This window comes from Streptomyces klenkii (assembly GCF_003626645.1).
Taxonomy (GTDB): domain Bacteria; phylum Actinomycetota; class Actinomycetes; order Streptomycetales; family Streptomycetaceae; genus Streptomyces; species Streptomyces klenkii.
Genome location: NZ_RBAM01000004.1, coordinates 641,305 through 664,592, shown reverse-complemented (window position 1 = coordinate 664,592; position 23,288 = coordinate 641,305). Strand labels below are relative to the sequence as shown.

21 protein-coding genes are annotated in these 23,288 nt (G+C 73.7%); 10 read left to right on the top strand and 11 right to left on the bottom strand.

Features of this window, described 5'->3' with window-relative positions; translation table 11 throughout:
• Nucleotides 1-246: 246 nt before the first annotated feature.
• On the bottom strand, nt 247-720 hold the full coding sequence (locus D7231_RS13225; protein ID WP_120755548.1) for a hypothetical protein: 474 nt from the start codon (nt 718-720) through the stop codon (nt 247-249).
• Between the two features lie 21 nt (nt 721-741).
• On the bottom strand, nt 742-1,101 hold the full coding sequence (locus D7231_RS13220; protein ID WP_120755547.1) for an SH3 domain-containing protein: 360 nt from the start codon (nt 1,099-1,101) through the stop codon (nt 742-744).
• 189 nt (nt 1,102-1,290) lie between these two features.
• Between D7231_RS13220 and D7231_RS13215 the strand changes: the two genes are divergently transcribed.
• Nucleotides 1,291-3,498, top strand: coding sequence for a protein kinase domain-containing protein (locus D7231_RS13215; RefSeq protein WP_120755546.1), 2,208 nt, complete (start codon nt 1,291-1,293; stop codon nt 3,496-3,498).
• Between the two features lie 86 nt (nt 3,499-3,584).
• Here the strand turns inward: D7231_RS13215 and ilvD are convergent, their stop codons facing one another.
• The 4 genes from ilvD to D7231_RS13195 form a co-directional block, all read right to left on the bottom strand.
• Entirely contained in the window at nt 3,585-5,438 is a 1,854-nt protein-coding gene (gene ilvD, locus D7231_RS13210; RefSeq protein WP_120755545.1) for a dihydroxy-acid dehydratase, read from the bottom strand.
• Nucleotides 5,439-5,644: 206 nt separating this feature from the next.
• On the bottom strand, nt 5,645-6,280 hold the full coding sequence (locus D7231_RS13205) for a TetR/AcrR family transcriptional regulator (RefSeq protein ID WP_120755544.1): 636 nt from the start codon (nt 6,278-6,280) through the stop codon (nt 5,645-5,647).
• Complete coding sequence (locus D7231_RS13200; protein ID WP_194960785.1) at nt 6,277-7,101, bottom strand: sugar phosphate isomerase/epimerase family protein; 825 nt, start codon at nt 7,099-7,101, stop codon at nt 6,277-6,279. The genes D7231_RS13205 and D7231_RS13200 overlap by 4 nt, the downstream gene beginning before the upstream one ends.
• Before the next feature lie 156 nt (nt 7,102-7,257).
• Nucleotides 7,258-8,199 carry a Ppx/GppA family phosphatase gene (locus tag D7231_RS13195; protein WP_120755542.1) on the bottom strand — a complete coding sequence of 314 codons (942 nt, stop codon included), beginning with the start codon at nt 8,197-8,199 and terminating at the stop codon, nt 7,258-7,260.
• 45 nt (nt 8,200-8,244) lie between these two features.
• On the opposite strand from D7231_RS13195, the gene D7231_RS13190 reads away from it, so the two are divergent.
• Nucleotides 8,245-9,060 (top strand): DUF3109 family protein, encoded by an 816-nt coding sequence (locus tag D7231_RS13190; RefSeq protein WP_120755541.1) that lies wholly within the window; start codon nt 8,245-8,247, stop codon nt 9,058-9,060.
• 234 nt (nt 9,061-9,294) lie between these two features.
• On the opposite strand, the gene D7231_RS13185 is transcribed toward D7231_RS13190, so the two are convergent.
• Nucleotides 9,295-11,055 (bottom strand): BACON domain-containing protein, encoded by a 1,761-nt coding sequence (locus D7231_RS13185; RefSeq protein WP_241999681.1) that lies wholly within the window; start codon nt 11,053-11,055, stop codon nt 9,295-9,297.
• Between the two features lie 266 nt (nt 11,056-11,321).
• On the opposite strand from D7231_RS13185, the gene radA reads away from it, so the two are divergent.
• Together radA and disA are read left to right on the top strand one after the other, a co-directional pair.
• Nucleotides 11,322-12,773, top strand: coding sequence for a DNA repair protein RadA (radA, locus tag D7231_RS13180; RefSeq protein WP_120755540.1), 1,452 nt, complete (start codon nt 11,322-11,324; stop codon nt 12,771-12,773).
• 122 nt (nt 12,774-12,895) lie between these two features.
• On the top strand, nt 12,896-14,020 hold the full coding sequence (disA, locus tag D7231_RS13175; RefSeq protein ID WP_120755539.1) for a DNA integrity scanning diadenylate cyclase DisA: 1,125 nt from the start codon (nt 12,896-12,898) through the stop codon (nt 14,018-14,020).
• Nucleotides 14,021-14,080: 60 nt separating this feature from the next.
• Here the strand turns inward: disA and D7231_RS13170 are convergent, their stop codons facing one another.
• Complete coding sequence (locus tag D7231_RS13170) at nt 14,081-14,902, bottom strand: hypothetical protein (protein WP_120755538.1); 822 nt, start codon at nt 14,900-14,902, stop codon at nt 14,081-14,083.
• Nucleotides 14,903-15,086: 184 nt separating this feature from the next.
• On the opposite strand from D7231_RS13170, the gene D7231_RS13165 reads away from it, so the two are divergent.
• Nucleotides 15,087-15,677: a phosphatase PAP2 family protein gene (locus D7231_RS13165; protein ID WP_120755537.1), complete on the top strand. Its 591-nt coding sequence runs from the start codon at nt 15,087-15,089 to the stop codon at nt 15,675-15,677.
• Between the two features lie 18 nt (nt 15,678-15,695).
• Here the strand turns inward: D7231_RS13165 and D7231_RS13160 are convergent, their stop codons facing one another.
• Genes D7231_RS13160 through D7231_RS13150 form a run of 3 tightly spaced genes read right to left on the bottom strand, consistent with a single transcriptional unit; the run spans nt 15,696 to nt 18,584 of the window.
• A complete protein-coding gene (locus tag D7231_RS13160; protein WP_120755536.1) occupies nt 15,696-16,178 on the bottom strand; it encodes a pyridoxamine 5'-phosphate oxidase family protein in 483 nt (160 codons plus the stop codon).
• 10 nt (nt 16,179-16,188) lie between these two features.
• Entirely contained in the window at nt 16,189-16,893 is a 705-nt protein-coding gene (locus D7231_RS13155) for a response regulator transcription factor (protein WP_120755535.1), read from the bottom strand.
• Nucleotides 16,881-18,584 (bottom strand): sensor histidine kinase, encoded by a 1,704-nt coding sequence (locus D7231_RS13150; RefSeq protein WP_241999680.1) that lies wholly within the window; start codon nt 18,582-18,584, stop codon nt 16,881-16,883. Before D7231_RS13150 ends, D7231_RS13155 begins: the two co-directional genes overlap by 13 nt.
• A gap of 121 nt (nt 18,585-18,705) precedes the next feature.
• Here D7231_RS13150 and D7231_RS13145 point away from each other — a divergent pair, with 121 nt between their 5' ends.
• From D7231_RS13145 to cseC, 5 genes are all read left to right on the top strand, one after another.
• Nucleotides 18,706-19,659: an HhH-GPD family protein gene (locus D7231_RS13145; protein ID WP_228774590.1), complete on the top strand. Its 954-nt coding sequence runs from the start codon at nt 18,706-18,708 to the stop codon at nt 19,657-19,659.
• Between the two features lie 312 nt (nt 19,660-19,971).
• Entirely contained in the window at nt 19,972-20,520 is a 549-nt protein-coding gene (locus D7231_RS13140) for a SigE family RNA polymerase sigma factor (RefSeq protein WP_120755533.1), read from the top strand.
• Nucleotides 20,508-21,176, top strand: a complete 669-nt coding sequence (locus tag D7231_RS13135) for an LppP/LprE family lipoprotein (protein WP_241999679.1) — start codon at nt 20,508-20,510, stop codon at nt 21,174-21,176. The genes D7231_RS13140 and D7231_RS13135 overlap by 13 nt, the downstream gene beginning before the upstream one ends.
• A 7-nt stretch (nt 21,177-21,183) precedes the next feature.
• Nucleotides 21,184-21,891: a two-component system response regulator CseB gene (gene cseB / locus D7231_RS13130; protein ID WP_120755532.1), complete on the top strand. Its 708-nt coding sequence runs from the start codon at nt 21,184-21,186 to the stop codon at nt 21,889-21,891.
• 75 nt (nt 21,892-21,966) lie between these two features.
• Complete coding sequence (gene cseC / locus D7231_RS13125) at nt 21,967-23,268, top strand: two-component system sensor histidine kinase CseC (RefSeq protein ID WP_120755531.1); 1,302 nt, start codon at nt 21,967-21,969, stop codon at nt 23,266-23,268.
• The last annotated feature ends 20 nt before the right edge of the window (nt 23,269-23,288 follow it).

Genomic DNA, 23,288 nt, shown 5'->3' with positions numbered 1-23,288 from the left:
CTACTTTAGCGGATTTCCCCGGTGACTCCTAATCGGAGTCCGAGGCCTTCACGATCCGAATTCCGGCACGCCGAAATTCATCCCGTTCAGGGGCCGTGCAGTAGTGAGTGCCGCCGGTGCGGCTCGATCGCCGCCCCGTTGTCCTTGCGGACCCCGTGGCAACTCGGAGAACACTACACGAGGTTCCGGGGCCCTGTTGCCACCCCCTCGCCCCGTCCCCGTCCCGCCCTGACCCGGTGCCGGCGCCTACCGCTTGCGCCTGCCCTTGCCCTTCCGCTCGGTCCGCCGCTCGTACCGCGCGACGGCCTCCTCGTACTCCCGGCGGTGGAGCTCCTCGCCCGGCGCCTCCTTGAGTGTGCGGAGGGCGTAGGCCAGGAGGGCGCCGATGAAGCCGATCATCATCAGGCTCTGCATCGACCGCTCGGCGTGCGGGTCGGCCGCGGGATCGGGCCGGCGGCCGAAGCGTTCCCAGGTGCGCCGGAAGGCCAGGGCGCTGCACACCGCGAAGGCGACGACCACCATCGTGTTGACCAGGCCGCCGACCTTGGCGATGGCCAGGCCCTCGTAGCCGAAGCGCAGGACCAGGGCTCCCGCTGCTGCCGCGGCCAGCGCGCTGAGGCATGTGCCCGCTCGCCGCAGCCCGTATCCACCGTCGTGATTCAGCCACGTGGTGCCGTAGAACCTGATCGGTTCCGGCCGGGGTCCCGCCTGGTCGCTCATATCTCGATTATGAGCACTCGATTATGAGCAGCGGATCGTCACGAAGCCGTCGCTGCCGGTCTTCACGTAGGCGTCCGACACGTACTGGCCGGGGGCGATGCTGTCCCAGATGTCGGTGGTGCCGTACGGACCGGTGATCGTTTCACCGCGGGTCTGGCAGCGGATGGCGATGCGGGAGTCCTCGGGGAGGACCCGGACGATCTGGCTGCCGGTGTTCGGGCCGCGGCGCACATTGACCTGCTGGCCGGGGGCCACCGGGTAGTAGACGGTGGCGGCGGCCGACCTGGCCGACAGATTCGAGGCCCCGCTCGCGTTCACGTCCCCGCTCACGCTCTCGTTCACGCTCTCGCTCGCGTTCTCGTTGATCTCGCTGGTGGCCATGCGGCCCTCCCCCGTTATGCGCGTTCACCGTCGATCAATGATGCGTTGATCGCTGCTGTGTAGATCAATGACATGCGATGTCATGTGCAGGCTAGCAAGGCGCGGCACGCCTCCCGGGATTGCCGGAAGCCATCGATTAGGCTCCGGACGCCGCGCTTTTGGCGGCCGACAGACAACGGGGGTGGGGGAATGCCACCGCTGCGCAGTGCCGGAACGGGGCCGGAAGCGGAGGATCCGGGTTACGCCGGGGAGTACCTGCTGGAAGGACGCCTCGGGTCCGGCGGCATGGGCGTGGTGCATCTGGCGCGTTCCGCTTCGGGACTGCGGCTCGCGGTCAAGGTCGTACACGCCGAATATGCGGAGGACCCGGAGTTCAGGGCACGGTTCCGGCAGGAGGTGGCGGCCGCCCGGCGGGTGAGCGGGGCATTCACCGCACCCGTCGTGGACGCGGATCCCGACGGCGAGCGCCCTTGGATGGCGACGCTCTACATTCCCGGTCCCACGCTTTCCGAGCGGGTGAAACGGAACGGTCCTCTTGCTCCGGAGGAAGTGCGGCGCCTGGCGGCCGGGCTGGCGGAGGCGCTGCGGGACATCCACCGGGCCGGGGTCGTGCACCGCGATCTCAAGCCGAGCAACGTGCTGCTGGCCGAGGACGGCCCGAAGGTCATCGACTTCGGGATCTCGCGCCCGTACGACAGCGAGCTGCGGACCGAGACGGGGAAGCTGATCGGGACGCCGCCGTTCATGGCGCCCGAGCAGTTCCAGCGGCCGCGGGAGGTGGGGCCGGCGGCGGACGTGTTCGCGCTGGCGTCGCTGCTCGTGCACGCGGCGACCGGGCGGGGGCCGTTCGAGTCCGAGAGCCCGTACATCGTGGCGTACCAGGTCGTGCACACCGATCCCGATCTGACGGGGGTGCCGGCCGATCTCGTACCGCTGATCCAGGACTGCCTGGCCAAGGACCCGGAGCGGCGGCCGACGCCGGACGCGATCATGGCTCGGCTGCCGCGCGAGCTGCGGCAGGGCGGGGCCCGCCGGGTCGAGGCCGCCGTCCTGGACTCCTCGGTTCCCACGCATGTGCGCGTCCCCTGGCCCCGGGACGACGCCGAGGAGTCCCCGGATCCCCTCGCTCCCGGCTCCGTACCGCCGCGCAGGCGGCGGCGTATGCCGTGGCTCATTTCCGCCGCTGTCGTGACCGCGGCGCTGGTGGCGGGTGGGACGTGGGTGCTGAGCCGTGGCGGTGGCGCGGAGCAGCCGTTGCAGACGCGGCCGACCGCCGCCTCCGCGGACTGGCGGCCGTGGGAGGTGCCGGTGCCGGATGGTGCGACGGGGGCGTGCGCGTACGGAGGGGAGGCGCTGTACTGCTCCGCGCGGGGTGTGCAGGCGGCGCGCATCGAGGCCTCGGGCGGGAAGGTCGCCTGGCAGAAGACGGCCCATGCCGGTGGCAGCGGCGGTGATGCCGGGCCCGTGCCCGCTCCCGTCGTCTCCGGCGGTCTCGTCCACGTCCTGTCGCCGGACGGACGGAAGCTGTCGGCGCTGGAGCCGTCGACGGGTGAGCCGCGCTGGACGCGGGACGTCTCCGCGTACCCCGGGCGGGTCTACCACGCGGGCGACACCGTGCTGCTGGTCGCCGGGGACGGGACGGTGACGGCGGTCGACGGCGGCACGAACAAGGAGCGCTGGCGGCACGGGCTCGGGCTGCCGGGGCACTCCAAGCCGGTGTTCTCCTTCTATAGCTACGGTCACGACGGTCACGGCCGCGGCACGGCTGCCGGCGAGGGCAGGTCGGGTCAGCCGGTGTACGCCGTGGCCCCGGCCGGTCAGGGGCAGCACCGGACGCGGATCCTCGCGCTCGATCCGGAGCGCGGGACGACGCTGTGGGAGCGGACGGCCGACGGCGATCTGACGGCTGTCGGCGCGGGGACGGACGGTGCGCTGTTCCTGACGGCCCCCGACCGGGACAACCGGGTGTCGGCCGTCGTCCGCTACGACCCGGGGGCGCGGCGGGAGACGCGTGTGCCGCTCGGTGCGCCGCTCAACGTGGCGAGTGCGGTGGCGCGGGGCGACGCGGTGTATTTGCTGTCCACGGACGGTGGGCTCACTGCCGTGGGTGAGAAGCGGCAGCTGTGGCGCCTGGACACGTCCGTGGCGAACGCGTCCGCGCTGGTCGCCGCCGGTGACGACCGCGTGTACTTCTCCGCGGCGGACGGGCGGCTGCTGGCCGTCGACACCGCGAAGGGGGCACTCCTCGGTCAGACGTCCCCGCGGCCGGCCCGCGGCGGGCGCGGCTACCTCGACCTGCCGCCCGCGCCCGTCGCGGCGGACGGAAAGGTCTTCGGCACGGCGCCCGACGGGACGGTCTTCGCGGTGAGCGCACGGGATCCGGGGCGCTGGCGCTGAAGCCGGTGGTGCCGGAGCCGGAGCCTCAGCCCCGCGCCCCGCCGACCTACCGACCTACCGACCTACCGACCTGCTGTCAGGCCCCGTCACCCCTCCAGAAGGCTGACGTCCCGCACCGCGCCGCGGTCCGCGCTCGTGGCCATGGCCGCGTACGCGCGCAGCGCCGCCGAGACCTTGCGTTCGCGGTTCTTCGGGGCGTACGTGCCGCCCAGTGCCGCGCGCCGCGCGTCGAGCTCGGTCTCCTCCACGAGGAGTTCGATGGAGCGGTTCGGGATGTCGATGCGGATGCGGTCGCCGTCCCGCACGAGCGCGATCGTGCCGCCCGAAGCGGCCTCCGGCGAGGCGTGGCCGATCGACAGGCCTGATGTGCCGCCGGAGAAGCGGCCGTCCGTCACGAGGGCGCAGGCCTTGCCGAGGCCGCGGCCCTTGAGGAAGGACGTGGGGTAGAGCATCTCCTGCATGCCGGGGCCGCCGCGCGGGCCCTCGTAGCGGATGACGACGACGTCGCCCTCCTTGATCGACTTGGTCAGGATCTTGTCGACGGCCTCTTCCTGCGACTCGCAGACGACGGCCGGGCCCTCGAACGTCCAGATCGACTCGTCGACGCCCGCCGTCTTCACGACGCACCCGTCGACGGCGAGGTTGCCCTTCAGGACGGCCAGCCCGCCGTCCTTGGAGTAGGCATGGGCGGCGTCGCGGATGCAGCCGCCCGCGGCGTCCACGTCAAGGGACTCCCACCGCTCGGACTGGGAGAAGGCGGTGGCGGAGCGGACGCAGCCGGGGGCGGCGTGCCAGAGCTCGACGGCCTCGGGGGTCGGCGAGCCGCCGCGGACGTCCCAGGCCTCCAGCCACTCCTTGATGCCGCGCGAGTGGACGGTGTGCACGTCCTCGTTGAGGAGGCCCGCGCGGTAGAGCTCGCCGAGGATGGCGGGGATGCCGCCGGCCCGGTGGATGTCCTCCATGTAGTAGGTGCCGCCGGGGGCGACGTTCGGGGCGACCTTGGCCAGGCAGGGGACGCGGCGCGAGACGGCGTCGATGTCGCTCAGGTCGTAGTCGAGCCCGGCCTCCTGCGCGGCGGCGAGGAGGTGGAGGATCGTGTTGGTGGAGCCGCCCATGGCGATGTCGAGGGCCATGGCGTTGTCGAAGGCGGCGCGGGTGGCGATGTTGCGCGGCAGGACGGACTCGTCGCCGTCCTCGTAGTAGCGCTTGGTGATCTCGACGACCGTGCGGGCGGCGTTCTCGTAGAGGGCCTTGCGGGCGGTGTGCGTGGCGAGGACGGAGCCGTTGCCCGGCAGGGAGAGGCCGATGGCCTCGGTGAGGCAGTTCATCGAGTTGGCGGTGAACATGCCGGAACAGGAGCCGCAGGTCGGGCAGGCGTTCTCCTCGATGCGCAGCACGTCCTCGTCGGAGACGTTCTCGTTGACCGCGTCGACGATGGCGTTGATGAGGTCGAGCTTGCGGACCGTGCCGTCGACGAGGGTGGCCTGGCCGGCCTCCATGGGGCCGCCGGAGACGAAGACGACGGGGATGTTGAGGCGCATGGCGGCCATCAGCATGCCCGGGGTGATCTTGTCGCAGTTGGAGATGCAGATCAGGGCGTCGGCGCAGTGGGCCTCGACCATGTACTCGACGGAGTCGGCGATCAGGTCGCGGGAGGGCAGCGAGTAGAGCATGCCGGCGTGGCCCATGGCGATGCCGTCGTCGACGGCGATGGTGTTGAACTCGCGGGGCACGGCGCCGGCCGCCTTGATCGCCTCGGAGACGATCCGGCCGACCGGGGCGAGGTGGGTGTGGCCCGGGACGAACTCGGTGAAGGAGTTGGCCACCGCGATGATCGGCTTGCCGATGTCCTCGCTCGCTACGCCCGAGGCTCGCATGAGGGCGCGGGCGCCCGCCATGTTGCGGCCGTGGGTGACGGTGCGGGACCTCAGCTCGGGCATCCTGCTCCACTCCTCGCAGTTGCGTGGGCGCCGCCGCGTGGGGCGGGCGCCTCTCCTCCGCCGTACCGGCGTCTTTCGAGCCTACGCCCGTACTCCAGGGTGCGGACAGGTTCTCCGCCATGTGAGACGCGCGTCCGCGGCGAGCCGTAAGCGTGTCTACGTGCGCCTACACGTGCCTACGTGTGTCCACGCGCGCCTACGTGTGTCTACGCGTCCCCCGCCAGGTGCCGCTGCACCGCCGGGGCCACCATCGCCACCACCTGCTCGACGTCCGCCGACGCCAGCGGCTCGACCTTGATCACGTAGCGCAGCATGGCGACGCCGACGAGGTTGGCGGCGGCCAGCTCCGAGCGCAGCCGGGCGTCGGGGACGCCGAGCTCGCCCGCGATGCGGGTCATGAGCCTGCTGGTGACGAGGTCGCGGAAGACCGCGGCGGCGGTCTCGTTGGCGACGGCCGAGCGGACGATCGCCAGGAGCTGTTCGCGGGTGGCCGGGTCCTCCCAGACGCCGAGGATGAAGCGGGTGAGCCGCTCCCCCAGGGTGTCCGGGCCGCCGGCCTGGATGACGTCCGGCGCTTCGAGTGCGGGTGCGAAGTCCGTCTCGATCGCGGCGGCGAAGATCTGTTCCTTGGGGCCGTAGTAGTGGTGCACGAGCGCCGGGTCGACGTCCGCGCCCTTGGCGATGGCGCGGATGGAGGCGCGGTCGTAGCCGCGGGCGGCGAATTCGGCGCGCGCGGCGGCGAGGATGCGCTCGCGGGCGCCGGGGCCGCTGCCCGCGTCCGTACGGGCGGGGCGGCCGCGCCTGCGGGGGGTTCCGGCGCCGCCGGGGGCTGCCGCGGTCATGGCCGGGGCACGCCGGTGGGCGAGGCCAGGTGGAGCCGGGTGAAGGCGAGGGCCTCGGCCAGGTCGGCCTCGCGCTCGGCTGCGGACATCGCGCGGCGGGTGTTGACCTCGATGACCACGTGCCCGTCGAAGCCGCGGGTCGCCAGGCGCTCCAGCACCTCGGCGCAGGGCTGCTTGCCGCGGCCGGGCACGAGGTGCTCGTCCTTGGCGGAGCCGTTGCCGTCGGCGAGGTGGATGTGCGCGAGCCGATCGCCCATCCGGTCGACCATCGCGAGGGCGTCCGTACGGGCGGTGGAGGTGTGGGAGAGGTCGACCGTGAAGTGGCGGTAGTCGTCCTTGGTGACGTCCCAGTCGGGCGCGTAGGCGAGCATCTCGCGGTCGCGGTAGCGCCACGGATACATGTTCTCGACCGCAAAGCGGACGTCGGTCTCCTCGGCCATCCGCCAGATGCCGCGGACGAAGTCGCGGGCGTATCCGCGCTGCCAGCGGAACGGCGGGTGGACGACGACGGTGCTCGCGCCGAGCTTCTCGGCGGCCGCCCGGGCGCGCTGGAGCTTGACCCAGGGATCGGTCGACCAGACGCGCTGGGTGATCAGCAGGCAGGGTGCGTGCACCGCGAGGATGGGCACCTGGTGATAGTCGGACAGGCGGCGGAGCGCCTCGATGTCCTGGCTGACCGGGTCGGTCCACACCATGACCTCGACGCCGTCGTAGCCCAGGCGGGCGGCGATCTCGAAGGCCGTCGCCGTCGACTCGGGATAGACCGAGGCCGTGGACAGCGCGACCTTCGCATCCGGGATGCGCACCACTGGCTCTGTCACGAAGGACAGCGTACGACCGCCTCTCGTACGGCGGGCGGGTACCTCCCATGTGGCGGGTCCGCCCCCGGACGGCCTCACCGCGCTACGGGTTCGGGTTCACCTTCGGCTTCGGCTACGGCTACGGCTACGGCTACGGCTACGGCTACGGCTACGGGTTCAGCTTCCGGCCGCCGCCGGCAGGTGGTCCAGCCTGCGCAGGATGACGCCCTCGCGCAGCGCCCACGGGCAGATCTCCAGCTCGTCCACGCCGAACAGGTCCATCGCGCCCTCCGCGACCAGCGCGCCCGCGAGCAGCTGGTGCGCCCGGCCCTCCGACACGCCGGGCAGCTGGGAGCGGCGGTCGGCGGTCATCGCGGCGAGCCGCGGCACCCAGTCCTCCAGGGCGCGGCGGGTCAGGGCGCGCTGCACGTACAGGCCGTCGGTGGAGCGGGCGGCGCCCGCGATGCGGGCGAGCTGCTTGAAGGTCTTGGAGGTGGCCACGACGTGGTCCGGCGCGCCGAGCCGCGCGAAGTCGCCGACGATGCGGGCGATCTGGGCGCGGACGTGGCGGCGCAGGGCGCGGACGTCCGTGGGGTCGGGCGGGTCGCCGGGCAGCCACGCGGAGGTGAGGCGGCCGGCGCCTAGGGGGAGGGAGGCGGCGGCGTCCGGGTCCTCGTCCAGGCCGAAAGCGATCTCCAGGGAGCCGCCGCCGATGTCGAGCACCAGCAGCTTTCCGGCCGACCAGCCGAACCAGCGGCGGGCGGCCAGGAAGGTCAGGCGGGCCTCCTCCTCGCCGGTCAGGACCGGCAGTGTGAGACCCGTCTCCTTCTGCACCCGGGCCAGGACGGCGTCCGCGTTGGCGGCCTCGCGGACGGCGGACGTCGCGAACGGCAGGACGTCCTCGCAGCCCTTGTCCTCGGCCGCTTGCAGGGCGTCCTGGAGGACGGCGACCAGCCGGTCTATCCCGGCGTCGCTGATCGCGCCGTCGTCGTCGAGGAGCTGGGCGAGGCGCAGCTCGGTCTTGTGGGAGTGGGCGGGCAGGGGGCGCGCGCCCGGGTGCGCGTCCACCACGAGCAGATGCACCGTATTCGAACCCACGTCGAGGACACCGAGTCTCATGGCCTGAACGCTACTGCGGCCGCCGGGGGCGCATAGGCTGGAGGGGTGGCAAAGACGAAGAAGGCCAAGCCGGGCAAAAAGCGCGAACAGCAGACCTCTGACGAGGTCGGGCTGGACTTCGCCCGCGCCTGGGTCGAGTTCCCCGACCCCGCGGACGACGAGCAGGTCTTCCGCTGCGACCTGACCTGGCTGACCTCGCGCTGGACGTGCATCTTCGGCAGCGGCTGCCAGGGCATCCAGGCGGGGCGTGCCGACGACGGCTGCTGCACCCTGGGCGCGCACTTCTCCGACGAGGACGACGAGAAGCGGGTCGCCGGGCACGTGGCGCGGCTCACGCCGGAGATGTGGCAGTTCCACGACGTGGGCACGGACTCCGGCTGGACGCAGCTCGACGAGGACGGCGAGCGGCAGACGCGCCGCTGGAAGGGCTCCTGCATCTTCCAGAACCGGCCCGGCTTCGCGGGCGGCGCGGGGTGCTCCCTGCACATCCTGGCCCTCAAGGAGGGCCGCGAGCCGCTGGAGACCAAGCCGGACGTCTGCTGGCAGCTGCCGGTGCGGCGCACGTACGACTGGATCGACAGGCCGGACGACACGCGCGTGCTCCAGATCTCCATCGGGGAGTACGACCGCCGGGGCTGGGGCCCGGGCGGCCACGACCTGCACTGGTGGTGCACGTCGGCCACGTCCGCGCACGGGGCCGGGGATCCGGTCTATGTCACGTACCGGCCCGAGCTCACGGAGATGATGGGCAAGGAGGCCTACGACCGCCTCGCCGAACTCTGCGAGGACCGGCTGGCCACGCTGCTCCCGATGGCCCCGCACCCGGCGGACCCGAAGCCGGGCGCGACGACGCGCCCCTGAAGCCGCCGCAGCGGTGATCAGCCCGCGCGGCGGGTTCCGGCGGTGCCGTACGCACTTCAAGGCCGGCCTGGCACCGCCGGGCTGCGGCGTTGTGGTCGCGCGCCGTCGCGGCGGAAAAGATTGTGCGGCCCGCACCCGAACAGCCGCCGCAGCGGTGATCAGCCACAACGGTGGTGACCGGCGGTGCCGTACGCACCTCGCCCCGGTTTCCTGGGCGCCGCGCCGCCCATGGGCTCAACCCGCCGACGGCGACGGGGGCGCCGCGGTCGGAGACGCCGGCGGTGGTGGGGACTGGGTGGCGGCCGGGGTGGAGACGACCGGGCGGCCGCGGCCCTCGATCGTCACCGTCGTACCGCCCGGGGCGATGACGACGCGGGCCCGCCACGGCCCCACCGGCTCGCGTTCCGCGTCGATCCCGACCACGACGGTCGTGGTCTGCCCGGGCTGGAGGACGCCGCCCGGTTTGCTGAGCCGTAGCCAGGGCGCGTCGGCCGTCATGGACCACACCACTGCCTGGCCGCCGCTCGCCGTGAGCGTGACGATCGTGGCGGTGCCGCTGGGCTGGGCGCTGACCGTCAGCCGGCCGGGGGCGGGCGCGGGGGCGCCCGGGGCGGGCGGCCCGGCGTCGCCGCCGGCCGGGGACGGCGGGGCGGCGCTGCCGGCCTGCGGGGGCGGTACGGGCCGGCCGTCGGGGCCGATGACGGCGACCGACACCTCGGTGACCAGGCGCCCGGGCGCGCTGCCACTGCTGCCGACGGGCCGCGGGGCGGGGCCGGGCCCCCGGTAGGGGCGTTCGCGGGCGGCGCCGGTCTCCTTCGCGGAGACGGCCGCGGCGTCCGGGCGCGACTCCCCGGTCTCCGGCGCGCCGTGCCACGCGGCCCACAGGGCGAGCACGGGCGCGGCGACGACGGTGACGACGACGGCCGTGGTGACGGCCCGGCTGCGCAGCCGCCCGCGCCGCGCCGTGCGGTCCTTGGGGTCGACGGGATAGCCGCGCCGGTCGAAGCGCGGCACGGCGGGCGCGTGGGCGCCGCGCTGCCGCCCGCCCGTGCCCGCCGCGGACAGCATCGCGGCGTACGCGTCGGCTCTGGGGGCTTCGAGGACGGGCAGCGGCGCGGAGGACGCGGCCGTACCGGGCCAGGGCTCGCCCGCGGTGGCCCGCTCGGCGGTGCGGCGGCAGTCGGCGCAGTCGTCGACGTGCCGGACGAGCTCGCGCCGCAGGGCCGCGCCGAGCAGCACCTGGGTGTCGCCCGCGAAGCGGGCGACGACGGGGCAGCGGCCCGCTTCCACGACGGCCAGGGCCGTGCGCGTGCGCTCGACCTCGCAGGCCGCGGAGGACAGCAGGGCCCGCGCGGCGTCGCCCTCCACGCCGAGGACGGCGGCGACCTCGGAGGCGGTCAGGCCGTGCCGGACGGCCAGTTCGAGCGCTTCGCGCTGCTCGGCGGTGGTCCCGGCGGCCTCGGGCCAGGCGAGCAGGGCCAGCTCGGCGCGCCGCCGCGGGTCGGGCGGGGCGGGCGCATCCCCCGCGGCGGGGCCGGGGGCGTCCGGGGCGACGAGGCGGCGCAGGCAGGCCCAGCGGGCGAGGGCGTAGAGCCAGGGGCGGCGCGATTCCTCGTCGGCGGGGGCGCGGTCGGCGCGCTTCTCGGCGAGGGCGAGGACCTCGCCGAGGGCGGCGGTCGCGGCGTCGTGCTCGCACAGGACCGACAGGCAGTAGGTGAAGAGCCCGTCGAGGTGGGGGTCGTACTTCAGGGGCGGCTGCTGCGCGAGGGTCGCGTGCGGGCCGGGCGCGACGGGAGCGGCGGCGGCTGCCGGGGCTGCGGGGCCGCGGACGGCGTCCGTCTCGCGGACCGTCCGCGTCCCCGGCCGCGCCTCCGCGTCGTGTCCCGGCTGAGCGGTCTGATTGTCCCGAGGCGCGCGGGCCTCGCGCGGCGCACCGCGGTGTGCGCGATGCGCGCCGGGGGCGGGCGGGCGGTGCTCTGGCCTCCTGGTCATCATCCCGGCGACGGTAGGCGGGTGACGGGCCGTTGCTGCCGCTGCCGACCCAGGTTTAACCCATTCGGGTGATGTTCTCCCACAAAATGGGGACACTGCTGCGCCGTCCCTCCCGTGTTTCCGGGAGAGGTGCTCCGGACAGCAGGAACTTGCAAGAACGGGCGGCGTCCCGGTTCTGGTAAAGGGCCGTGGGACCGCGGGCCGTCGCGGGGAGCCGGGCGGTGGCCGGGTGGGCGGCGTTGTCAGTGGTGCCCGCTACGGTGGCTCGCATGGCTGCCCGTACCGCACGCTCGTCCGCCAAGGACCGGCCCTCTTACCGCTGCACCGAGTGCGGCTGGACCACGGTGAAGTGGCTCGGCCGCTGCCCCGAGTGCCAGGCGTGGGGCACGGTCGAGGAGTTCGGCACGCCCGCGGTGCGGACGACCGCGCCCGGCCGCGTGTCCACCGCCGCGCTGCCCATCGGCCAGGTTGACGGCCGGCAGGCCACCGCGCGCAGCACGGGGGTGGACGAGCTGGACCGCGTCCTGGGCGGCGGGCTCGTGCCGGGTGCGGTGGTGCTGATCGCGGGCGAGCCGGGCGTCGGCAAGTCGACGCTCCTGCTGGACGTGGCGGCGAAGGCCGCCTCGGAGGAGCACCGCACGCTGTACGTGACGGGTGAGGAGTCGGCAAGCCAGGTGCGCCTGCGGGCGGACCGCATCGGGGCGATCGACGACCATCTGTATCTGGCGGCCGAGACGGATCTGGCGGCCGTGCTCGGCCACCTCGACTCCGTCAAGCCGTCCCTGCTGGTCCTGGACTCGGTGCAGACGGTGGCCTCGCCGGAGATCGACGGCGCGCCGGGCGGCATGGCGCAGGTGCGCGAGGTGGCGGGCGCCCTGATCCGGGCCTCCAAGGAGCGGGGCATGGCCACGCTCCTGGTCGGTCACGTCACCAAGGACGGGGCGATCGCGGGCCCGCGCTTGCTGGAGCACCTGGTCGACGTGGTGCTGAGCTTCGAGGGCGACCGGCACGCGCGCCTGCGGCTGGTGCGCGGCGTGAAGAACCGCTACGGGGCGACGGACGAGGTCGGCTGCTTCGAGCTGCACGACGAGGGCATCACCGGTCTGGCCGATCCGAGCGGCCTGTTCCTCACCCGCCGCGCCGAGCCCGTCCCGGGCACGTGTCTGACGGTGACGCTGGAGGGCCGCCGGCCGCTGGTGGCCGAGGTGCAGGCGCTGACGGTCGATTCGCAGATCCCCTCGCCCCGCCGCACGACGTCCGGCCTGGAGACGTCGCGGGTGTCGATGATGCTGGCGGTGCTGGAGCAGCGGGGCAGGATCAGCGCGCTCGGCAAGCGGGACATCTACAGCGCCACGGTGGGCGGCGTGAAGCTGTCGGAGCCCGCGGCGGACCTGGCGGTCGCGCTGGCTCTGGCCAGTGCCGCCAGCGACACCCCCCTGCCGAAGAACCTGGTGGCGATCGGCGAGGTGGGCCTGGCCGGCGAGGTCCGGCGGGTCACCGGAGTGCAGCGGCGGCTGGCGGAAGCGGCCCGGCTGGGCTTCACGCACGCGCTGGTGCCGAGCGATCCGGGGAAGGTGCCGAGCGGCATGCGCGTCCTCGAAGTCGCGGACATAGGCGAGGCGCTTCGAGTGCTCCCCAAGCGGGTACCCCGGGAGAACCGGCGCCGAGCCGGGTCGGACGCCCCGGCCGGGGAGAGCCCTGTCGGCCCTGTTCAAGCGTGAGGGGGCCCTCTTTAATAGGCTGGAGGCCCGAACACGCCAGTAGACTTTGCCCTGGTCTCGCCCGTACGTACGGAAAACAGGGCGGGCTGCGGCACCGTTGACCTTGCGACCGGAGGAGTGCAGTGGCAGCCAACGACCGGGCATCGGGCCCCGGCAAGGCCGGGGGTTCCTCCGGTGCCGACGGTCTGATGCGCGCCTCGCTGAGCGCCGTCGCGCCCGGCACGGCCTTGCGCGACGGCCTGGAGCGCGTCCTCCGCGGTAATACGGGCGGCCTGATCGTCCTGGGCATGGACAAGACGGTGGAGTCCATGTGCACGGGCGGTTTCGTGCTGGACGTGGAGTTCAGTGCCACGCGCCTGCGCGAGCTGTGCAAGCTGGACGGCGCCCTGATCCTCGACAAGGACATCACCAAGATCGTGCGGGCGGGCGTGCAGCTCCTGCCGGACGCGTCGATCCCCACCGAGGAGACCGGCACCCGGCACCGCACGGCGCAGCGCGTCTCCATCCAGTGCGGCTTCCCCGTGGTGTCGGTCAGCCAGTCGATGCGCCTGATCGCCCTGTACGTGGACGGTGAGCGACGCACCCTGGAGGAGTCCGGGGCGATCCTCTCCCGGGCCAACCAGGCCCTGGCCACCCTGGAGCGCTACAAGCTCCGGCTGGACGAGGTCGCCGGCACCCTCTCCGCCCTGGAGATCGAGGACCTGGTCACCGTCCGCGATGTGACCGCGGTCTGCCAGCGCCTGGAGCTGGTGCGCCGCATCGCCACGGAGATCGCGGAGTACGTGGTCGAGCTGGGCACCGACGGCCGCCTGCTCTCCCTCCAGCTGGACGAGCTCATCGCGGGCGTCGAGCCCGAGCGCGATCTGGTCGTGCGGGACTATGTCCCCGAGCCGACCGCCAAGCGCACCCGCACCGTCCCCGAGGCCCTGTCCGAGCTGGACGCCCTCACCCACCCCGAGCTGCTCGAACTGCCCATCGTGGCGCGCGCCCTGGGCTACAGCGGCTCCCCCGAGACGCTGGACTCCGCGGTCTCGCCGCGCGGCTACCGCCTGCTGGCGAAGGTGCCGCGCCTGCCCGGCGCGATCATAGAGCGGCTGGTCGACCACTTCGGAGGCTTGCAGAAACTGCTGGCCGCCAGCGTGGACGACCTCCAGACCGTCGACGGGGTCGGCGAGGCCCGCGCCCGCTCGGTCCGCGAGGGCCTGTCGCGACTGGCGGAGTCCTCGATCCTGGAGCGGTACGTCTAGGCACGACGCGTCCAGCCGGAGTCTTACCCCCGGCCGGGTGTCCTGTCGTACGCCCGGCCGTCAGTCCTTCTCCAGGGCGAATTCCACCTTTTCGGTGACGCCCGCAATTCTGACCTCGGCCCGGTACTTGCCGGTGCCCGCCGCTCCGTCGCCGGAAGGCGTCGCGCAGTGCGGGGCGCTGCGCTTGCGGTCCCATTCCACGGTGCGCTTGGTCTCACCCGAACCGGGGAGCTCGACGAGCGCCGGGCCCGTGGCGCGGGGGCAGTCGTCGGAGGCCCACACGTGGTCGTCACCGTCGATTTGCGTGATCTTCATAATCGCGGCGGTGGCACCGAAGTTGAGCTTGCAGGCACTGCCGCCGGAGTTCTTCACCACGATCTCGAACTTCGGCTTCTCGTCGGGCCGGTAGGCGTCCTTGACGCTGCGAACCGCGATCCGCACCGCGCCCGGCGAGCAGTCGGGCAGGGACGAGCCGATCGGCACGGCCTTGCCGTCGCCGGTGCCGAGGGCGCCACCGCCGCCGGTGCCCGTCGTGCCGCCGCCGCCCGTGCCGGCGCCGCCGGTCCCGGACGCGCCCGTGCCGCTGCCGCCGCTGCCCGCGGAGCCGCCCGAGCCGGCACTGCCCGACTCGCCGCGCCCGCCGGGGCGTTGGCTGTAGTGCGGGCCGGAGGGCACCGGGCCGGGGGTGATGGTGGTGCTGTCGCCCGGGTTCTTCCCGTCCGTGCCCTTGCTCTGGTTGTCGCCGGAGCCGCCGTCACCCCCGAGGGTGACGAACCAGAGCCCCAGCAGAACGAGAAGGCCGAGCAGGCCAAGCGCAACTGCCCTCCGCCGCCAATAGATGGAGGAGGGAAGCGGCCCGATCGGATTGCGCAGTGATCCCACGCGAAGACTCTACGAGACAACGGCGGGGGCACCGGCCCATACCCGCCGGGTGGGTGCCGGATTTTCTCATCATCGGTCCGCCGCGGGCCGATTTTCCATTGCTGCCATCTGACGAAAGTCGGACGGTGTGCATGCCGATAGCCCGGTGTGGCGTACAAGTGACGGTCCGTAAGCTCCGGGAACCATGGACACCGTGGACAACGACCTCTATCGCGACGTCACCGAATTCGCCCGCTCCACACCGGAGTGGGTGCACACCCTTGCGGAAATCGGCACCGAGGCCGGGCTGTTGCTGCTGATGGCCGTGGCCGTCGCCGTGTGGTGGGGCAACCGGCGCACGGGGGCGCGCAAAGTCGCGCTCGCGCTGCTCGTGCCGGTCACCACGGCCATCGCGTACGGCATCAGCGAGGTGGTCAAGAGCCTGGTGGACGAGGAGCGGCCGTGCCGGGCGGTGCACGGCGCGGTGACCTCGCTCGCGGCGTGCCCGCCGCACGGCGACTGGTCGTTCCCCAGCAACCACGCCACGCTCGCCGCGGCCCTCGCGACGGGGATCGTCCTCGCGCGGCGGGCGCTCGTGTGGGCCGTGCTGCCCCTGGCGCTGCTCGTCGCGTTCTCGCGGGTCTTCCTCGGCGTGCACTACCCGCACGACGTGGCCGCGGGCCTGCTGCTCGGCGTGGTCGTGGCGCTGCTCGGCGGGCTGCTGCTCGTACGGCCCGCCACGGGGCTGGTGGAACGGGCCGAGCGGGGACGGCTGCGGGTGCTCGTGAAGGCGTAGCCCCCCGGGGAGATGGGGTCAGGCCGCGGGGCGGGTCCACTCCGACTTGTGGCCGAAGCCCTGCCCGTTGTCGATCAGGCGCAGCCAGCCGGGGCGCAGCTCCCACAGGTCGGTGCGCTCCATCGCCTGCCGGAGGCGGTCGTTGTGGTCGACGTACGGGAAGCGCTCGCTGTACGCGCGCCAGGCGGCCTCGCGTTCGGCGCCCTCCAGGCGGCGGCACGTGCCGCGCCCTTGAATGCCCGTCAGGGCCGTCCACACCTGGCCGTCGCGCTGAGCGGTGAAGGCGACGGTGCCGGCGCCTTCGGTGAGGGCGCGGCCGTGGCGGGTGGTGGCCGAGGTGACGAACAGCAGTGCGGTGTCGTCGCCGTCGGCGAGGGCGTAGAGCACGGCGCACGCCTGCGGGCCGTCCTCGTCGGCGTAGGCCAGGGTCAGGGTCGAGTGCGCGTCGAGGGCCGCCCGGATGTCCAGCGGCGGCCGCGGCTGCGTTTCGCTCTCGTTCATGGCCCCATTCCTACGCGCCGGTGGGCGTGCTCGCCACCAGACCCGCCTCGTACGCGATGATCGCGGCCTGGACGCGGTTGCCGACCTCCAGGCGGTCCAGGACCGCGCTCACGTAGCCCTTCACCGTGCCTTCGACCAGATGCAGCCGGCGGCCGATGGCCGCGTTGGGCAGGCCCTCGCCCAGCAGGGCGAGGACTTCGCGTTCGCGGGCGGTCAGGGCGGCGATGCGGGCGCGGGCGGCGGCGCCGCGGGTGAGCCGTTCGCCGCCCAGTTCGGCGATGACGTGCCGGGCGACCTTCGGGGAGAGGTACGCGCCGCCGTCCGCGACCGCGCGGACGCCGGTCATCAGTTCGTAGGGGTCGCCGGACTTGAGGAGGAAGCCGGTGGCCCCGCCGCCCAGGGCGCGGGAGATGTAGGCGTCTTCGGAGAAGGTGGTGAGGATAGCGACCGCCGTGCCGGGCGCGGTCCGGCGGATCTCCTCGCACGCGGCGAGGCCGTCCATGCGGGGCATGCGGATGTCGAGCAGCGCGACGTCCGGCCGGTGGGCGCGGGCCGCCTCGACGGCTTCGCGGCCGTCCGCCGCCTCCGCGACGACCTCGATGCCGGGGTCGGCGGACAGGATCGCGCAGACGCCGGCGCGGATCATCGCCTCGTCGTCGGCGACGAGGACCCTGACGACGGCGCCGCCGCCCGGCCCCGTGTTCACCGCAGCCATTCCTTCTCCTCCTGTTCCACGACGCCGGCGGTGCCGGCCCGCGGGATGCGGCTCTTCGCGACGAGGTGCCCGTCGCGGAAGCAGAGCCGGAAGTGTTCGACGCTGACGAAGAGTTCGCCGCTCGCCCGGTAGTAGCGGCACTCCGCCCCGGCGGGCGGGGTGCCCGGGTCCCGGTCGGACGGCGGGTCGGTGACCTGCCGGTCCGGGAGGAGCGGCGCGACGTCGGCGTACGGCGCGCCGACGCGCAAGGCCGCGTAGTCGGCGGGCCTCAGCACCGAGTGGGCCTTGACGTAGGCGTACCAGCCGAAGGCCACGGCGACGAAGACGGCCCCGCCGGCGGCCGCGACGGCGAAGGGGACGGCGAACCGCCGCCGGGCGGTGCGCTGGGCGCGCGCGAGGGCTTCGAAGTCGGTGCTCCGGTCCGTGCGGCCCTCCGGAGCGGACCGGTGTCCCGGCGCCGCGCGGGGCCCCGGCTCGTGCGGCAGCCGCGCCCGCACCCGGAACCCCCCGCCGTCCCCGTCCGCCCCCGCCGTGAACTCGCCTCCCGCGAGCGCCACCCGCTCCCGCAGCCCCAGCAGCCCCGTACCGCCGCCGGAGCCGGACGCGGACGGCGCGCCGCCCTCCGGGGACGGCCCGCTCACCACCGTCACCAGCGTCTCCCGCGCCCCGGTGTCCACCGTGACGCTCACCTCCGCCCCCGGCGCGTGCTTGGCCGCGTTCGTCAGCGCCTCCTGCACGACGCGGTACGCGGCCCGCTCCACGAGCGGCGGCAGTGCCGTCTCGCGCGGCAGCCGGGCGCGCACGGGCAGGCCGGAGGCCGCCGCGCGGTCCACGAGGGCGGGCAGCGAGTCGTCCGGCGGGGCCAGCGGCGCGGGTGCGGGCGGGGCGGCGTCGCGCAGGACGCCGATGATGTCGCGCAGCCGGTCCGTCGCCGCCGCGGCGGCCCCGCGCAGATCGGCGGCGGCCGCCCGGTGCGCCGCGTCGAGGCCCGGCGCGACCTGCAAGGCCCCGGCGCGCAGCGCGATCAGGCTCAGTTCGTGGCCGAGGGAGTCGTGCATGTCCTGGGCGATGCGGGCGCGCTCGCGCAGCCGGGCCCGGTCCGCGACGATCTCCTGCTCGCGCTCCAGCTGCGCCGCCCGGCTCCAGCCCGCGGCGACGAGCTCGCGCGCCTGGCGCCGGTACCGGCCGGCCAGCCAGGGGAAGACCGCGCCGAACAGCAGCGTGCCGATCAGAACCAGCCATTCGATGACGGGGTCGGTGTGGCGGGCGAGGATCAGCGCCGTGCCGCCGGCCGCGACGGCCGGGAAGGCGTACAGCGCGGGGCGCGTCCGGGCCGAGCGGCGGCCCAGCAGGTAGGCGAGGACGGAGAGCGCGGGCCCGTAGGAGAGCGTGAAGAGCGAGGGCGACGCGGCCAGGCCCAGCCCGGCGGCGAGGCCGAGCGCGAGGACGGGCCGGGCGCGGGAGGCGGCCACGGCGGCGGCGAGGACGGCCGCTCCGGCCGCGGTCTGCCACCAGGGCCGGGGCGCGTTCAGGCCGAGCAGGTCCGCGGCGACGCCGGGCACGGTGAGCGCCGCCCACAGCAGGACGTCGGGCAGGGCCCTGGCCGGAAACCCGGTCCGGGTCCCGGCCGGAAGCCCGGTCCCGGCCCTGCTCAGGGCCCTTGTCAGGGCGGTGGTCGTGCGGCGGCTCACCAGCACGACGGTACAAGCCGGGAGCAGCCGCGCGCCCCTGACGAAAGTCAGACGAAAGTCAGGTGAACGGGGCCCGGCGCGTTTCTCCGCCGTCCGCGGCCGTGCCAGGATCGGAAGCGCCATGACTGTGACAGACCGCACCACCGCCGCCCTGCCCGAGCCCTCCTCCGAGACCTCCCCCGGGATCCTCTCCGAGCCCCTCTCCGGCGCGCTCCACGGACCGGTCATCGACTGGTTCGACGCGCACGCCCGCGACCTGCCCTGGCGGCGCCCGGAAGCCGGCGCGTGGGGCGTGATGGTCAGCGAGTTCATGCTCCAGCAGACGCCGGTCAGCCGCGTCCTGCCGGTGTACGAGCAGTGGCTCGCGCGCTGGCCGCGCCCGGCGGACCTGGCGGCCCAGCCGCCCGGCGAGGCGGTGCGCGCCTGGGGCCGGCTCGGCTACCCGCGGCGGGCGCTGCGGCTGCACGCCGCCGCGACGGCGATCACGGAGGTGCACGGCGGCGAGGTGCCGAGCGACCACGCCCGGCTGCTGGCGCTGCCGGGCGTCGGCGAGTACACGGCGGCGGCGGTGGCCTCGTTCGCGTACGGGCAGCGGCACGCGGTCCTCGACACCAACGTACGCAGGGTGTTCGCACGCGCCGTGAGCGGCGCGCAGTACCCGCCGAACGCGACGACGGCGGCCGAGCGCAAGCTGGCCCGCGCGCTGCTGCCGGAGAGCGAGCCGGTCGCCGCCCGCTGGGCCGCCGCGACGATGGAGCTGGGCGCGCTGGTGTGCACGGCGCGCACGCCGGTCTGCGGGCGCTGCCCGATCGCCGACCGGTGCGCGTGGCGCGCCGCGGGCTCCCCGGCCCACGACGGCCCGCCGCGCCGCGGCCAGACCTACGCGGGGACGGACCGGCAGGTGCGCGGAAAGCTGCTGGCGGTGCTGCGGGAGGCGCTGGAGCCGGTGCCGCAGGTGGCGCTGGACGCCGTCTGGGACGAGCCGGTGCAGCGGGCCAGGGCGCTGGACGGGCTGGTGGCGGACGGTCTGGTGGAGCCGCTGGAGAACGGGACGTACCGGCTGCCGCTGGCGTAGCCGGGGACTGTCACAAAGGCCGTCACGAAGGCTGCCGCGCAGGCCGTCACAAAGACCGTCCGTCAGCCGTCACAAAGGCCGTCACAAAAGTCCCTCCGAGAACGGCCGAAAGGCCCTCCCGAACAGGACAGAGCCCCCTTTTCACGCCCTACCGCCCCTGCTCCCGCACCGCTGTTACACAACCTATGGATAGCTGTGCACCAGCCGCAGTGCTGCCGCACATCACGTCGCAACAGCGCCTCCGTAGCGTCCATCTCGTGCTGGGAGACCACCAGCGTGACGCGGGGATGCAAGCGGAATGGAGGCTGCGAGATGGCCAGCAGCGGCAAGGTTCTGGACTTCGAGGAGTACGTGCGCAACCGTCAGGACGCGCTCCTGCGCAGCGCCCGCCGTCTCGTGCCGGACCCGATCGACGCGCAGGACCTCCTCCAGACCGCTCTCGTGCGCACTTACGGCCGCTGGGAGGGCATAGCGGACAAGTCGCTTGCCGACGCCTACCTCCGCCGTGTCATGATCAACACTCGTACGGAGTGGTGGCGCGCCCGCAAGCTCGACGAGGTGCCCACCGAGCAGCTCCCCGACGCCAGCGTCGAGGACGGCACGGAGCAGCACGCCGACCGCGCCCTGCTGATGGACGTCCTGGGTGTCCTTGCGCCCAAGCAGCGCAGCGTCGTCGTGCTGCGACACTGGGAGCAGATGAGCACCGAGGAGACCGCGGAGGCGCTCGGCATGTCGACCGGAACGGTCAAGAGCACGCTGCACCGGGCCCTGGCCCGGCTGCGCCAGGAGCTGGAGAGCCGCGACCTGGACTTCCACGCCCTCGAGCGCAACGAGCGGGGGCAGGAACGGTGCGCAGCCTGAAAAAGGCGGCTCCCCCCAGGCCGGTTCTGATCACCGGCGGCACGGTCACCGCACTGGCCGCTGCCGCCGGTCTTCTGCTTGCCGGATGCAATGCGGGCAGCGAGGGCGTGCGCAAGGAGGGCACCGCGCAGACGCAGTCCGCGGCGAAGCCCACCCGGCTGCCCTCGGCCTCGGCGACGGCGGGGCAACCGCAGGAGAAGGTCGACGCGGTCAAGCTGATCAAGGGCGATCCGAAGATCGGCGCCCAGGTCAAGAAGGACCTCAAGCCCTGCGTGAAGAACCAGTACCCGCTGGACGTGATCTACGGGAAGCTGACCGACGGCTCCCGCGACGACATCGTGGTCAACATCCTGACCTGTGGCGATTCCGTGGGCGTGGGCTCGTATGTGTACCGTGCGAAGGGCGACGGCTCCTACGAGAACGTGTTCATGATCGAGCAGGCGCCGGTGTACGCCGAGATCGACCGCCGCGACCTCCGGGTCACCAAGCAGGTCTACGGCCCCGGTGACGCGGTCTGCTGCGCGTCGGGCGAGGATGTCATGACGTACCACTGGTCGGGTTCGGAGTTCCGGGAGACCGGGCGCACGCACACCGACTACAGCAAGGCCGGCAACAACGACAAGGGCGATTTCCCGAGCGTGGGAACGGAGGGCTGAGAGCAGCGTGGCCGATACGCATGTGCTCTTCGTAGAGGACGACGACGTCATCCGTGAGGCGACCCAGCTGGCGCTGGAGCGCGACGGCTTCGAGGTGACCGCGGTGCCGGACGGGCTGCTGGGGCTGGAGAGGTTCCGCGCCCGCCGGCCCGACATCGCGCTGCTCGACGTCATGGTCCCGGGCCTGGACGGCGTCAGCCTCTGCCGCCGGATCCGCGACGAGTCGACCGTTCCCGTGATCATGCTGTCGGCGCGCGCGGACTCCATCGACGTCGTCCTGGGCCTGGAGGCCGGGGCCGACGACTACGTCACCAAGCCCTTCGACGGGGCCGTGCTCGTCGCCCGCATACGGGCCGTGCTGCGCCGCTTCGGGCACGCCAGCGGGCCGGGCGGCGCCGCCGGTGCCGACGCCCCCGAGGAGCTGGAGTGCGGCGTGCTGCGCTTCGGCGACCTGGAGGTCGACACGGACGGCATGGAGGTCCGCAAGGGCGGCGTGCCCGTCGCGCTGACCCCGACCGAGATGCGGCTGCTGCTGGAGTTCTCCGCGGCGCCCGGCACGGTGCTCTCCCGCGACCGGCTGCTGGAGCGCGTATGGGACTACGGCTGGGGCGGCGACACCCGGGTCGTCGACGTCCACGTGCAGCGGCTGCGCGGCAAGATCGGCCAGGACCGCATCGAGACGGTCCGCGGCTTCGGCTACAAGCTCAGAGGGTGACACGGGTGACCACCCCATGGTGATCCGCTCGGCCGTACAGCTCTTCGCGGCTGCCCGTTCCACGGTGACCGGCTCGTGGTGAAGCTCGCCCTCCGCTCCGGTCTGCGCTGGAAGGTCAGCCTCGCCATCGCGGGCGTCGGCGCGCTCGTCGCGGTGGCGCTCAGCCTCGTCGTGCACAACGCCGCCCGCCTGTCGATGCTCGACAACAGCCGCGACGTCATGGACGAGCGCGTGCAGATCGCCCAGCGGTACTACGAGAACACCGGCCGGCTGATGCTGCACGCCAAGATCGACGACCCCACGCTGCCCAAGCCCCTGCGCGACGCCGCCGCGATCGGCCAGCGCGCCACCTTCCTCCAGGACTCCGGCGGCGGGGACTCCCCCGAGGTCTGGGCCTCGGTGCCGGTCCGCAACGGCAAGATCCTCTCGATCCACACCCGGTTCAAGGACCGGTTCTCGATCATCGACGCCCTCGACAAGGCGCTGATCATCGGCTCGGTCTCCGTCGTCCTCGGCGGCTGCGCCCTCGGCATCCTCATCGGCGACCAGCTCTCCCGCCGGCTGCGCAAGGCCTCGGCGGCCGCCCGCAAGCTCGCCGACGGCGACTCGGAGGTGCGGGTCCGCGAGGCCATCGGCGGCCGCGTGCGCGACGAGACCGACGACCTGGCCCGCGCCGTCGACGGCATGGCCGAGGCGCTCCAGCGCCGGCTGGAGGCCGAGCGGCGCGTCACCGCCGACATCGCCCACGAGCTGCGCACCCCCGTCACCGGCCTGCTCACCGCCGCCGAGCTGCTGCCGCCCGGCCGGCCCACCGAGCTGGTGCGCGACCGGGCGCAGGCCATGCGCACCCTCGTCGAGGACGTCCTGGAGGTGGCCCGGCTGGACGGCTTCGCCGAGCGCGCCGAGATGCAGGAGCTCCTGCTGGGCGAGTTCGTCGAGCGCCGCGTCCGCGTCGCCGAGCCGGAGGCCCGTGTACGGGTCGCCCGGGACGCCTACGTCTCCACCGACCCGCGCCGCCTGGAGCGCATCATCGGCAACCTCCTGGCCAACGCCGCCAAGCACGGCAAGCCGCCGTTCGACGTGACCGTCGAGGGGCGCGTGCTGCGGGTGCGCGACCACGGGCCCGGCTTCCCCGAGGAGCTGCTGCAAGAGGGGCCCAGCCGGTTCCGCACGGGCAGCAAGGACCGCGCGGGCAAGGGCCACGGCCTGGGCCTGACCATCGCCGTCGGCCAGGCCCGCGTCCTGGGCGCGCGCCTGACCTTCCGCAACGCCGATCCGGAGGTCGAGGGCGGCACGGGGGCGATCGCGGTGCTGTGGCTGCCGGAGTCGGCGCCGACGAGCACGGGCACGTTCCCGGTCATCCAGGTGCCGGACTGACCGGTGCGCGGGGGGGGGCG

Bases quoted from the DNA above. Each gene is read 5' to 3' on its own strand.
- D7231_RS13225 (WP_120755548.1), bottom strand. From the start codon at position 720: ATGAGCGACCAGGCGGGACCCCGGCCGGAACCGATCAGGTTCTACGGC.
- D7231_RS13220 (WP_120755547.1), bottom strand. From the start codon at position 1,101: ATGGCCACCAGCGAGATCAACGAGAACGCGAGCGAGAGCGTGAACGAG.
- D7231_RS13215 (WP_120755546.1), top strand. From the start codon at position 1,291: ATGCCACCGCTGCGCAGTGCCGGAACGGGGCCGGAAGCGGAGGATCCG.
- ilvD (WP_120755545.1), bottom strand. From the start codon at position 5,438: ATGCCCGAGCTGAGGTCCCGCACCGTCACCCACGGCCGCAACATGGCG.
- D7231_RS13205 (WP_120755544.1), bottom strand. From the start codon at position 6,280: ATGACCGCGGCAGCCCCCGGCGGCGCCGGAACCCCCCGCAGGCGCGGC.
- D7231_RS13195 (WP_120755542.1), bottom strand. From the start codon at position 8,199: ATGAGACTCGGTGTCCTCGACGTGGGTTCGAATACGGTGCATCTGCTC.
- D7231_RS13185 (WP_241999681.1), bottom strand. From the start codon at position 11,055: ATGATGACCAGGAGGCCAGAGCACCGCCCGCCCGCCCCCGGCGCGCAT.
- radA (WP_120755540.1), top strand. From the start codon at position 11,322: ATGGCTGCCCGTACCGCACGCTCGTCCGCCAAGGACCGGCCCTCTTAC.
- D7231_RS13165 (WP_120755537.1), top strand. From the start codon at position 15,087: ATGGACACCGTGGACAACGACCTCTATCGCGACGTCACCGAATTCGCC.
- D7231_RS13160 (WP_120755536.1), bottom strand. From the start codon at position 16,178: ATGAACGAGAGCGAAACGCAGCCGCGGCCGCCGCTGGACATCCGGGCG.
- D7231_RS13155 (WP_120755535.1), bottom strand. From the start codon at position 16,893: ATGGCTGCGGTGAACACGGGGCCGGGCGGCGGCGCCGTCGTCAGGGTC.
- D7231_RS13145 (WP_228774590.1), top strand. From the start codon at position 18,706: ATGACTGTGACAGACCGCACCACCGCCGCCCTGCCCGAGCCCTCCTCC.
- D7231_RS13140 (WP_120755533.1), top strand. From the start codon at position 19,972: ATGGCCAGCAGCGGCAAGGTTCTGGACTTCGAGGAGTACGTGCGCAAC.